This is a genomic window from Ensifer sp. SSB1, from assembly GCF_016652895.1.
Taxonomy (GTDB): Bacteria; Pseudomonadota; Alphaproteobacteria; order Rhizobiales; family Rhizobiaceae; genus Ensifer.
Genome location: NZ_JAEPRP010000073.1, coordinates 1 through 12644 on the forward strand (window position 1 = coordinate 1; position 12644 = coordinate 12644).

The window sequence follows — 12644 nt, forward strand, 5'->3', positions numbered from 1 at the left end:
GGCACTGCGCAACCTGAAATGGACGAACATCAAGCCGCAGGTCGACATGATCGAGTTCCCGAAGGGCAACCGCATGATCCTGCTCTCGGAAGGCCGCCTGCTGAACCTCGGCAACGCTACCGGCCACCCGTCCTTCGTCATGTCGGCCTCGTTCTCCAACCAGGTCCTGGCGCAGATCGAACTCTTCACCAAGGGCGCGAGCTACAAGAACGAAGTCTACGTCCTGCCGAAGGCGCTCGACGAAAAGGTCGCTCGCCTGCACCTGAAGAAGCTCGGCGCCAAACTCACCGAGCTTTCCGAAGAACAGGCCGACTACATCGGCGTGAAGACGCAGGGCCCGTTCAAGGCTGAGCACTACCGGTACTAATCGTTACCCGGGCAATCCACAACATCTTGTGGCCGCGTTCTTGACAAGAGAGCGCGGCCGCTTTTTTGGGCCTCTCCCTTCCCGACGATTCGACTAGGAAGTATGCTCTAACCCATTGATTCGTGATGCCGGTGCGGACCTTGGGCATCGCGGATGGGATGTCTTGTCGGATAAGCGGCAAACAGACGGAGACAGACCGGGGATGCAAGCGGAACTGACGCGGACCCTTGACCAGGGCCTCGGTGGAACTGTGCAAGGCGCAACAAGGCCAGCAGCACCCTTTGGACAGACGGGGATGGCAGCGCCATGAACAGAGACCAAACAGCTATTCCGGGCACCCGCCGCAAGGCCCCGAAGTTCCTGCGCCACCTGCTGGCCGGCACCGCTCTCTTTGCAGCAACGGATGCACTCGCCCAGGTCGCACCGCAGAAAGCCAATATCTTCGGCTCGTCGGAAGTCGTCACCTTCTCCGTACTCATCGGCGTCGTTTCCGCAGCCATGATCTCGGCGATCTGGTTGATCCGCCAGCGCGGCAACATCGAAGCCGAAAACCGCGAATTGCGCTCCGACCTGTCGGACGCCAACCAGCGTCTCTCGCGCTACCAGGCGCTCGTAGCCGACAAGAACCGCCGGATCGTTGTCTGGGACGGGCTTCTTGAACGGGCCGAACTGCTCGGCCAGTTGCCGGCTGAAACCGGCGCCCCGGCGGACGACCGCGAGTTCCTGGCCTTTGGACGCTGGATCAAGGCGCAATCCGCCGGCGAGCTGGAAAACGCGATCGAGGCGCTACGCACACAGGCACGCAGCTTCGACCTGGTGCTCGAAACGCAGCGCAATGAAGTGCTGGAGGCCCAGGGACGGGTCTCGGGCGGGCGCGCTTTCGTGCGCTTCATCGCCCTCAACAACATGCGCGCAGAGCTCGCCGAGCTGAAACTTGAGCACGATCGGCTCAACACCGCGCTCGTCTCCTTCCGCACGCTTCTCGACGCTATCGACCTGCCGGTCTGGCAGCGCGGCACGGATGGCTCGCTCACCTGGGTCAACGAAGCCTATGCCGACGCCGTCGAGGCACCTGATGTTGCGACGGCCGTCAACGAAGGGCGCGAACTGCTCGCGACCGTTGCGCGCGAAAAGATCCGCGCAGTCTCGACCTTCGACACGCCGTTCCGCGACAAGGTCTCGACTGTCGTTCGGGGCAACCGCACCTTCTTCGACGTCGTCGACGCCCGCAGCCCTGCCGGTTCGGCCGGTGTTGCCGTCGACATATCCGGCATCGAAGCCGTGCGCGAGGAACTCAACCGCACGCTCAAGAGCCACGCCGAAACGCTCGATCATCTCGCGACCCCCGTCGCGATCTTCGACGGCAGTCAGCGCCTGCAGTTTTACAACCAGGCCTTCCAGCGCCTGTGGAACCTCGATATCGGCTTCCTCGAGCGCAAGCCCGACAACGGCGAAGTGCTCGACCGGCTGCGCGCCGGCGGACAATTGCCGGAACAGCTCAATTGGAAACAATGGAAGGCAAACGCGCTTTCCGTCTATCAGGCGCTCGATACTCAGAGCGACCTTTGGCACCTGCCGAACGGCCAGACACTGCGCGTCTTTGCCACCGCCCGCCCGCAGGGCGGCGTCACCTGGGTATTCGAGAACCTGACCGAGAAAGTCGACCTCGAAACGCGCTACAACACGCTTGTCCAGGTCCAGGGCGAGACCATCGACCATCTGGCCGAAGGTGTGGCAGTGTTCGGTCCCGACGGCCGCATTCGCCTGTCGAACCCCGCGTTCCGGGCGATCTGGGGCATCAGCGAGGCGGAAGCCAAGCCCGGCACCCATATCCGGGCGATCGAGCAGGCCTGCCTCATCTCCTACGACCAGCCGGACGGCTGGAAGCGATTCACCCACATCATCACCAGCTTCGATGACGAACGGCCCTCCAGCCGTGGCATCCTCGAGCTTCGAACCGGGCTGATCCTCGACTACGCCGTCATCCCGCTGCCGAACGCGCAGACGATGCTGACCTTCGTCAACATCACCGACAGCGTCCGGGTCGAACGCGCGCTCACCGAAAAGAACGAAGCGCTGCGCAAGGCGGACGCCCTGAAGAACGACTTCGTGCATCACGTCTCCTATGAGCTTCGTTCGCCGCTCACCAACATCATCGGTTTCGCCGATCTGCTGAAGACCCCGGCCTTCGGCGATCTCAACGACCGGCAGGCGGAGTATGTCGACCATATCGCCACCTCGTCGTCGTTGCTGCTGACCATCGTCAACGACATTCTGGATCTCGCGACCGTCGATGCCGGTATCGTCCAGCTCGACATGTCCGACATCAGCCTCACCGATTTCCTCGACGATATCGCCCATCAGATGGCTGACCGGCTGATGGAGAGCGGCGTGACCCTCAGGATTGCCGCCCCCGACAATCTCGGCCGCATGATCGCCGACCAGCAGCGGCTGAAGCAGATCTTCGTCAAGCTGCTCACCAATGCCGCCAACTTCGCGCCGGATGGCAGCGCCATCGACCTGAAGTGCCGCCGCGAGGGCAGCGACTTCATCTTCTCGGTTTCGGACAGCGGCCCAGGCATCCCGCAGGACGTGCTCGACACCGTCTTCAACCGCTTCGAGAGCTACGGCCAGCGTGGCGGCGCAGGTCTCGGACTTTCGATCGTCGAGAGCTTCGTCAGCCTGCATCATGGCACCGTCTCCATCCGCAGCAAGGAAGGCGAAGGTACCGAAGTGACCTGCCGCATTCCTTCGGCCGACGTGCCGACTGTCGTCGCGGCTGAATGATGCCCGCGATCGAGCGCTTCCTAGCGGATGAGGCGGCAACGATCGAGCTCGGCGAAGATCTGGCGCTGGCCCTGAGGCCCGGCGACTGCGTCGCGCTCTCGGGTGACCTCGGCGCCGGCAAGTCGACCCTGGCACGCGCCTTCCTTCGAGCCATTGCCGATGACGATGGGCTGGAAGTGCCAAGCCCGACCTTCACGCTGGTCCAAAGCTACGACCTGCGCATACCCGTCGCGCATTTCGACCTCTACCGGCTCGCCGATTCCAGCGAGTTGGACGAACTCGGTTTTGACGAGGCGCTATCGCAAGGCATCTGCCTTGTCGAATGGCCGGAACGGGCTGACGGCGCCCTTCCCGCCAGCCGCATCGCGCTGACGATCACCCATGAAGGCGCTGGGCGCCGCGTCGAAATTGCGGGGCCGGACGAAAAGCTGCAGCGCATTGCCCGCACGCTCGCGATCCGAGACTTCCTCGACCGGAACGATCACCCAAGGGCGCGACGCCGCCACCTGAGCGGCGACGCCTCGATCCGCGCCTATGAGCGCGTTTACCCGGCAGACGGCTCCGTTAGCCGGATTCTGATGGATTCTCCACGACACAAGCCGGGACCCATTCTGCAGGACGGCAAATACTACCAGCAGCTCGCTCATATCGCCGAAGACGTCGTTCCATTCGTCGCCATCGACCAGTTGCTGATTGCCCGCGGCTTTGCAGCGCCTGAAATCTATGCCCGCGATCTCGACCAGGGCATCCTCTTGATCGAAGATCTGGGCTCGGACGGCGTTCTCGATACGGACGGACAGCCGATCGATGAGCGCTACATCGAAAGTGCACGGCTGCTGGCACAGTTGCATACAGAACAGGTGCCAACCGAGATCAGCGTCGACCGAGCGATCATTCACCGCATTCCGGATTTCGACCGCACAGCGATGAAGATCGAAACCCGGCTATTGACCGACTGGTATCTGCCGTGGAAACGCGGCGCGCCGGCAAGCGACGACGAAAAGCGCGAATATGCGGAAATCTGGGACGGCCTGATCGACCTGCTGCAGACGTCCGAGACCAACCTGCTGCTGCGCGACTTCCATTCGCCGAACATCATCTGGCGTGGGGAACGCCAGGGCCTGGACCGGATCGGCCTCATCGATTTCCAGGACGCAATGATTGGTCCGATCGCCTATGACGTGGCGTCGTTGGTGCAGGATGCGCGCGTCAGCATCGCACCTTCGCTCGCAAACCGGATGATGGAAACCTACCTCACGGAGCGACGCGCGAGCGGCAGCTTTGACGAGGCGACGTTCCTGCGCGACTGGCACCTGATGTCGGCACAGCGCAACTGCAAGCTCGTCGGCATCTGGGTGCGGCTGATGCAGCGCGACGGCAAGCCCGGCTACATGAAACACATGCCGCGCACTTTCGCCTATCTTCAGGCGGCGCTTTCACATGAATCGCTGAAACCCTTGCACGACTGGTGTATGAAGACCGGAATCCTCGTTTCCGAATCAGCGAACTGACAGAGAAGCAATGTCGATCAGCAATGCGATGGTGCTCGCCGCGGGCCTCGGCACCCGGCTCCGCCCGATCACCAACACCATGCCGAAGCCGCTCGTGGAAATCGCCGGCAAACCGATGATCGACTATGTGCTGGACCTGCTGGTAGAGGCCGGCGTCACCAGGGCCGCGGTCAACGTGCACCATTTTGCCGATCAGGTGGAAGGGCACCTCAGCCGGCGGAGCGCGCCGGAGATCCTGATCTCGGACGAGCGCGACGCGCTGATGAACTCCGGCGGCGGCCTGGCCAAGGGCTTGAAACTTTTGCCGGAAGGTCCCGTTCTGGTGATGAATGCCGACCTCTTCTGGGTCGGCGAGCCCTCGGGTGTGCCGAGCAATCTGACGCGGCTTGCTGCAGCTTTCGACGCCGATCGCATGGACATGCTGCTACTGTGCGTGCGCGACGAGGACACGACCGGGCACAATGGCAAGAAGGACTTTTCGCTCGGCGACGATGGCAGGCTGGCGCGGTACACCGAAGGCCTGCCGAACCCGGTGGTCTATGCCGGCGCGATCGCGCTTCACTCCCGGCTCTTTGCCGACGCGCCCGGTGACGCCTTCAACCTCAACATCTACTTCGACCGCGCGGCCGAGAAGGGACGCCTGTACGGCCTCCTGCTCGACGGCCACTGGATGACGGTCGGCACACCCGAAGCGATCGGCGAAGCGGAGGCGGCGATCCGCCGCCATCAGCCGGGAGGATGAGCGTGAGCGGCCGTCGGTCCAACGTCTTCACCATCCCGCCTGGCCTCCCCTTCCTGAAGACGCTCGCCGAAAAGCTCTGCGACGGTAGCCTGACCCCGGACTTCCGCTACGACGCGGCCGATCCCCTGCCGCTCGCGGGCGTTACGATCTTCGTGCCGACGCGGCGCTCGGCCCGTGTGCTCAGATCCGAATTCGTCGATCTGCTCGGCGGCCGTTCCACCATTCTGCCCACCATCAAGGCGCTCGGCGAGACCGACGACGACAGCGGCTTCTTCGATGCCGAGGTCCCGGCGATCCTCGATCTGGCCCCGCCCCTGCCCGGCACCGCCCGCCTGATCGAGCTTGGCCGGCTTATCCTCGCCTGGCGCAACCGCCTGCCGAAGGTGGTGCTCGACATCCATGCGGAAAGCCCGCTGATTGCGCCGGCGAGCCCGGCCGATGCGATCTGGCTCGCGCGCAATCTTGCCGATCTCATCGATGCGATGGAGACGGAAGAGCTGGACTGGGACGAGCTCGACCGCCTCGATGCCGGCGAGCATGCACTCTGGTGGCAGCTGACGCTCGAATTCCTGAAGATTGCCCGCAGCTACTGGCCGGAGCGGCTGGAGGAACTCAAGCAATCCTCGCCTGCACGTCACCGCAACGCCATCCTGCAGGCCGAGACGCAGCGCATTGCCGGCGGCAAGATCGAGGGCCCGATCATCATTGCCGGCTCGACCGGCTCCATTCCGGCCACCGCCGCGCTGATCGCCGCCGTGCAGAAGCTACCGAACGGCACGATCGTGCTGCCCGGTCTCGACCAGACGATGAGCGACGCCGAATGGGACATGATCGTCGCCCACGCAGCACTCGACGGTAGGCCGGACCCGGCAAGCCGCAGCCACCCGCAATACGGTTTCTACCGGCTGCTGAAACGCATGGCCGTGCTCCGTCCCGACGTGGCCGCCTTGGCCGACGCTAAGTCCGACCTCGATTTCCGCGCCGAGATCCTTTCTCATGCACTTCTGCCGGCCAAGGCCACCAATGCCTGGACCGAAATGCGCAGTGAACTCGATCCCGATTCACTGCGCGCCGCCTTCAGCGATGCGGCCCTGATCGAGACCGCCAACGAGCGCGAGGAGGCGGCAGCAATTGCCGTTGCGCTGCGGCTGGCACTCGAAGGCAGCGACGAGAGCCAGGCGGCGCTGATCACGCCAGATCGAAATCTCGCGCGACGGGTTGGCGCCGAGCTCGCGCGCTTCGGCATCGAGGCGGACGATTCCGCCGGCACGCCTTTATCCTCGACGCCGCAGGGCAGCTTCATGCGCCTTCTCCTGGAGGCAAGCCTGCGGCCGGGCGATCCCGTGCCCTTCGTTGCGCTGCTCAAACATCCGCTGGCGCGTTTCGGGCTTTCGCGTGATGCGATGCGACAGGGCGCCGACGCGCTCGAACGCATGGCACTGCGCGGCAGCACCGCGACCATCGACATTCTCGCCCTTGAACCACTGCTCGAGGCGGCGATTGCAGGCCACAAGATCGATCGCCACCCACCGGAGTGGCGGGCCGGCATAGGCACCGAGGAGCTTCAGGCTGCGCGCGATCTGGCGGTGAAGATCGGGCTTGCCGTGGCGCCACTGGCTTCCGCGCTCACGCGCAGCAAGGACGGCAGCCGTGTGTTTTCGGAGGAGTTCACCTTCGCCGACTGGGCGACGCGCAGCGGCCAGGCGATGGAAGCTGCGTCAGCCGACGAGCGCGGCGATCTCGGCGGGCTCTGGTCCGGCGAGGCGGCGGATACGCTCGCGACCCTGCTTCGCGGCATCATCGAAACCGATGGTCAGATGACGGCGGACGGACCGCAATGGTGTGACGTCATGGAGGCGCTTGCCGCAGGTGCTGCGGTCAAGCCGCGTTCCATGCGCCACCCTCGGGTCTTCATCTTCGGTGCGCTGGAGTCCCGCCTGCAGAGCATGGATCTGGTGGTGCTCGGCGCCATGAACGAGGGCAATTGGCCGGGCCAGACCGCCAACGACCCGTTCCTGTCGCGCACGATGAAGACAGGCATCGGTCTTGAGCCGCCGGAGCGGCGAATCGGCCAGCTCGCGCACGACTTCCAGATGGCCTGCGGCACAAGACGGCTGATCTTCACCCGCTCGATGCGCCAGGGCGCTGCACCCACCGTCGCCTCGCGCTGGCTACAGCGCTTGCTGGCACTCGGCGGCGAACGGCTGACGGCGGCCTTGAGGGCCAATGGTGCGGACTATTTGGCCTGGGCCCGCATGCTGGACGACGGAGGAAGGCAGCCGCTGGCCGAGCGCCCTGCCCCCAAGCCGCCGGCGGACCTGCAGCCGCGCAAATACTCCTTCAGCGAAGTTTCGCGGCTGAGGCGCGACCCCTACGCGATCTACGCCCGACGGATACTTCGCCTGCACCCGTTGCTACCGTTCAACAGTGACCCGGGTCCTGCCGAGCGCGGCACGCTCTATCACCAGATCGTCGAACGTTTCGTCCGCGGCGGTTTCGACCTCCAGTCCCCAGCAGCCGAGGATGCGATGCATCGGCTGCTGAACGAGGCTTTCGACGAGGCACGACTGCCAAGGCATATCGATACGATCTGGCGGCCGCGCTTTGCCGCCGTCGGCTTGGCTTTCATCAAGTGGGAGCGAGAGCGTGCGCGTTTTATCCGTCGTTCGCGCACCGAGGTGGCCGCAGCGATGGAGCTCGGCGTCGCCGACATGCGGCTGACCGGCATTGCCGACCGGCTCGATACGCTGACTGACGGCGGCGTCGAGATCATCGACTACAAGACCGGCTCCAGCCCATCGGTCAAGGAGGCGCGTGTGCTGCTCGACCCGCAGCTCGCCCTCGAAGCGGCTGCTCTCAAGGCCGGTGCCTTCAAGGATGTGCCGCCCAGTCATCCGCAATCGCTGCTCTATGTCCGGCTCAAACCCGGATCGCGTTTCAAGCACGAGACGGTGAATAACGAGGGCAGCAAAGCCAAGGAAACCAAATCCGCCGACCTACTCGCCGACGAATCCCTCACCGAGCTTAGAAAGCTCCTGAGTGCGCTGCTCTCGGGCAAGCATGGCTTTGCGTCACGCGTGATTGTTCAAAAAGAACGCGATTACGGCGGCGAGTATGACCATTTGGCACGCGTGGCCGAATGGTCAACAGCCGACAGCGAAGAGGAGGACGGCGATGAGGGATGACAGCCTCGGCCCCGAACAGGCGACGCCGCAGGGCTGGCTCGACTGGACCTCGCGTCGGCAGTCGCTTGCCTCCGATCCTGCGCGTTCCGCCTGGGTTTCGGCCAATGCCGGTTCCGGCAAGACGCACGTGCTGACCCAGCGAGTGATCCGGCTGCTGCTTGCCGGCTGCCGTCCCTCGGCGATCCTGTGCCTCACCTATACCAAGGCCGCGGCATCCGAAATGTCGAACCGCGTCTTCGAACGGCTGGCCGAATGGGTCACGCTCGACGACGCGACGCTCGAAAAGCGGATCGAGGCGATCGAGGGCGAACGCCCTGGTCTGCTGAAGCTGCAAGAGGCGCGTCGCCTATTTGCCCGCGCGCTCGAAACGCCCGGTGGCCTCAAGATCCAGACGATCCATGCCTTCTGCGAGGCGCTGCTGCATCAGTTTCCGCTGGAAGCCAACGTCGCCGGGCATTTCTCGGTTCTCGACGATCGCGCTGCCGCCATGCTGCTTGCCGATGCGCGCCGCATGCTGCTGACGGCGACGGCGGCCAAGGACGATCCGGAACTGGCGCGCGCCTTCGCCACCGTGCTCGACCTTGCCGACGATACCGGGCTTGAAAAACTGCTCGCGGCGATCGTCGAGAACCGCACCTCGATCCAGACCTTCCTCGAGCATGCCGATGCGCACGGTGGCACCGAGGCGGAGTTGCGCCGTGCCCTGAAGCTGACACCGGCCGAAAGCGTCGACAGCGCGATGGCCGCGATCTGGCCGCTGGCGGGACTGAACGGCGCCGCCCTGGAACGGTACGTCTCGCTGGCCACGAGTGTCGGCGGATCAAAGGTGCTCGACTTCGCGGAAGGGATGAGAACCGTTTCCAAGCTTACGGATGTGGGCGCACGCTATGACGGTCTCAGGCATTTGTTCTTCACTGGGACTGGCAAGGCGCGGGCACAATCGACCTTCCTCAACAAGGCGATGCAGCAGGCGGCGCCCGATCTCATTGACCTCGTGGATGAAGCCTACCGCCACGTCGTCGCCTGCATCGATCACATCAGCATTCTCAAGATGTTCGAGGCGACGCTTGCCGCGCTGACGCTCGCAGAAAGGCTCAACGTCGACTACGAGGAACTCAAGCGGCGACGCAGCCAGCTCGATTTCGAGGACCTGATCAACCGCACGGCGGCGCTCTTTGCCCGCGGCGACGTCAGTGCCTGGGTGCATTACAAGCTCGACAAGGGCATCGACCACATCCTCGTCGACGAGGCCCAGGATACCAGCCCGGCGCAATGGACGATCATCCAGGCGCTGGCTGCCGATTTCTTCTCTGGTGAAAGCGCGCGGGGCACCGCCCGTACCATGTTCGCCGTTGGCGACGAGAAGCAGTCGATCTACTCCTTCCAGGGCGCACGGCCGGAGCGGTTTTCGCGCGAGAGCCAGGAGACCGAGCGCCGGGTCCGCGACGGCGGCAAGGCGTTCGAGCCCATCCGCCTCCAGCTCTCCTTCCGCTCGACCGTCGACGTGCTTTCCGCCGTCGACGCCGTCTTTGCCAATCCGGCGCATGCCCGGGGCCTCAGTGCCCGCAACGAGCCTGTCGTCCATGCTTCGAACCGCATCGGACATCCCGGCGCGGTCGACGTCTGGGAGGTGATTGCCACCGAGCCGACGGATACGGACGAGGAGTGGACAGCGGCCTTCGACGCGGCACCCGAGAGTGCACCGGTCAATATCCTCGCTCGCCGGATCGCCGCCACGCTGGAGAGCTGGATTGGCAAGGAGACGATCGTCGAGAAGGGTGTTCGCCGACCGATGCGCCCGGGCGACGTGATCGTGCTGGTCCGCAAGCGCGACGCCTTCGTGAACGCCCTGACCCGCGCCCTCAAGCGCCGAAACAACATTCCGGTCGCCGGCGCCGACCGCCTGGTGCTCACCAAACATATTGCCGTTCAGGACCTGCTCGCACTTGGACGCTTCGTCCTTTTGCCGCAAGACGACCTGTCACTCGCCGCGCTGCTGAAGAGCCCGCTGTTCAATCTCGCGGAAGACGCACTGTTCGAGCTCGCTGCCCGACGCAAGGAGGGCGAAAGCCTCTGGCAACGGCTGCAGGCCGAGGCGTCCGAAGGTATCCTGTTCCACCAGACAGCAAGGTCGCTCAAGATTTATATGGCGCTCGCCAACCAGCTTGCGCCGCACGATTTATATGCCCGCATTCTTGGCGTCCATGGCGGCCGGGCCGCCTTCCTGGCGCGGCTCGGCACCGAGGTCAGCGACATTCTCGACGAGTTCCTGACTTTCGCGCTCGATCAGGAAAGAAGCGGTCTCCCCGGCCTGCAGGCGTTCGTTTCGACGCTGGAAATGGAGGCGCCGACGGTCAAGCGCGAGCAGGACAAGGAACGCGACGAAGTGCGGATCATGACGGTGCACGCCGCCAAGGGCCTGGAAGCGCCGGTCGTCTTCCTCGTCGACGGCGGTGGAGCGGCGTTCAGCAACCAGCATGTCCCGTCTCTTCGCTTCCTTGAGCTCTCCCAACGGAATGGCGCACCCCTGTCGTTGCCGGTGTGGCGCGCACCGGGCTCGGAATCGAATACGCTCGTGACCGCCGACGGCGACCGATTGAAGACGCTCGCCGAGGAAGAGTATCGCCGCCTGCTCTATGTCGGCATGACCCGCGCCGCCGATCGCTTGATCGTCTGCGGCTATCGCGGGCAGCGGGCCGTCGCCGAAACATGGCACGCTATGGTTCAGGCGAGCCTCGCCGGCGACGAAAATGGCCGCGGCCACCCGAAGACCTTTCATGCGGGCGGCGAGGAATGGTCAGGCCATTCCTGGCACGAGAAACAGCTTGAACGCGACCTTCCCTCCAAGGACACGCCGACACCGGACGCCAGCCGCCCGGCATCCGGCCTGCCAAAAGCACTCTCGACACCGCTGCCGCCGCAGAAGCAGCTGCCGCGGCCGCTGAGTCCCTCCGGCGTCGGCATCGCCATCGACGAGGATGACGGTGATGCGCTCGTAGGATCCGCGCTCTTTTCAGAGAAGGCACCGGCCAATCTCTCGATGTTGCGCGGCGCCATCCTGCACCGGCTCCTGCAGGTCCTGCCCTCGATGATTGCCGGCGATGATCGCCGCGCCGCAGCCGAACGCTATCTCCTGCGTTCCGTGCCCCGTTGGTCGCCCGAACAGCGCGCAGCGCTGATTGCCGGCGTTGAAAACGTGCTCGACCACCCCGATCTGGAGGCGCTCTTCTCGACCGGCAGCCGTGCCGAAGTCTCGGTCATGGGCACGTTGACCCTCGGCACCCGCGAGCACGCGGTCTCCGGCCGCATCGACCGGCTCGCCGTCAGCAACGGCATCGTGACCATTGCGGATTTCAAGACGAACCGGCAGGTACCGACTTCGCAAGGGGATATCCCCTTTGCCTACAGGGCACAGCTTGCGATCTATCGCGAGTTGTTGCGGCCACTCTACCCCGGACACGCGTTCCGATGCGTGCTGATCTTTACCGAAGGGCCGGCAATCCATGTCGTTGCGGATCAGGCGCTCGACAGGAGCCTTGAAGACCTCGCGACAAAGTGAGATACCCGATATTGAAAATCCAGCGGTGCCATCTCACATGAGACACAACATCTGGATACTGCCATTCCGAACGCAAGGAGCAGCCTATGGCTACTGTAAAGGTCGATACGTCCAATTTTCAGCAGGAAGTGCTGAACTCCGCCGAGCCGGTGGTTGTCGATTTCTGGGCTGAATGGTGCGGCCCGTGCAAAATGATCGCGCCGAGCCTCGAGGAAATCTCGAACGAACTCGCCGGCAAGGTTAAGGTTGCCAAGCTCAACATTGACGAAAACCCGGAACTGGCCGCCCAGTACGGCGTCCGTTCGATCCCGACGCTGGCCATGTTCAAGGCCGGTGAAGTGGCTGATATCAAGGTTGGCGCTGCGCCGAAGACGGCCCTTTCCTCGTGGATCTCCACGGCGGTCGCCTGAAACCTTCGCTGACTACCGCAGCAGAAAGCCCGGCATGCCGGGCTTTTTTCTTGTCTTGAATCTGACATTTCCGGAAGGGCGGC

Annotated in this window: 7 protein-coding genes; all 7 read left to right on the forward strand. The window is 64.1% G+C overall.

Translation table 11 applies throughout. The features are described from left to right. The coding region (locus I8N66_RS18725) for an adenosylhomocysteinase (RefSeq protein ID WP_291156482.1) at positions 1-367 on the forward strand (367 nt) is incomplete at its 5' end. 306 nt (positions 368-673) lie between these two features. Beyond that, positions 674-3154, forward strand: coding sequence for an ATP-binding protein (locus tag I8N66_RS18730; RefSeq protein WP_291156485.1), 2481 nt, complete (start codon positions 674-676; stop codon positions 3152-3154). Then, positions 3154-4665: a tRNA (adenosine(37)-N6)-threonylcarbamoyltransferase complex ATPase subunit type 1 TsaE gene (tsaE, locus tag I8N66_RS18735; RefSeq protein ID WP_291156488.1), complete on the forward strand. Its 1512-nt coding sequence runs from the start codon at positions 3154-3156 to the stop codon at positions 4663-4665. The genes I8N66_RS18730 and tsaE overlap by 1 nt, the downstream gene beginning before the upstream one ends. 10 nt (positions 4666-4675) lie before the next feature. Further along, entirely contained in the window at positions 4676-5407 is a 732-nt protein-coding gene (locus tag I8N66_RS18740) for a nucleotidyltransferase family protein (protein WP_291156491.1), read from the forward strand. A gap of 2 nt (positions 5408-5409) precedes the next feature. Next, positions 5410-8592 carry a double-strand break repair protein AddB gene (gene addB, locus I8N66_RS18745; RefSeq protein WP_291156494.1) on the forward strand — a complete coding sequence of 1061 codons (3183 nt, stop codon included), beginning with the start codon at positions 5410-5412 and terminating at the stop codon, positions 8590-8592. Further along, positions 8582-12151 (forward strand): double-strand break repair helicase AddA, encoded by a 3570-nt coding sequence (gene addA / locus I8N66_RS18750; protein ID WP_291156497.1) that lies wholly within the window; start codon positions 8582-8584, stop codon positions 12149-12151. Before addB ends, addA begins: the two co-directional genes overlap by 11 nt. A gap of 86 nt (positions 12152-12237) precedes the next feature. After that, positions 12238-12561, forward strand: coding sequence for a thioredoxin (gene trxA / locus I8N66_RS18755; RefSeq protein ID WP_034801674.1), 324 nt, complete (start codon positions 12238-12240; stop codon positions 12559-12561). The last annotated feature ends 83 nt before the right edge of the window (positions 12562-12644 follow it).

Coding starts and splice junctions, on each gene's coding strand:
- trxA (WP_034801674.1), top strand. CDS start 12,238: ATGGCTACTGTAAAGGTCGATACGTCCAATTTTCAGCAGGAAGTGCTG.
- I8N66_RS18730 (WP_291156485.1), top strand. CDS start 674: ATGAACAGAGACCAAACAGCTATTCCGGGCACCCGCCGCAAGGCCCCG.
- addA (WP_291156497.1), top strand. CDS start 8,582: ATGAGGGATGACAGCCTCGGCCCCGAACAGGCGACGCCGCAGGGCTGG.
- tsaE (WP_291156488.1), top strand. CDS start 3,154: ATGCCCGCGATCGAGCGCTTCCTAGCGGATGAGGCGGCAACGATCGAG.
- I8N66_RS18740 (WP_291156491.1), top strand. CDS start 4,676: ATGTCGATCAGCAATGCGATGGTGCTCGCCGCGGGCCTCGGCACCCGG.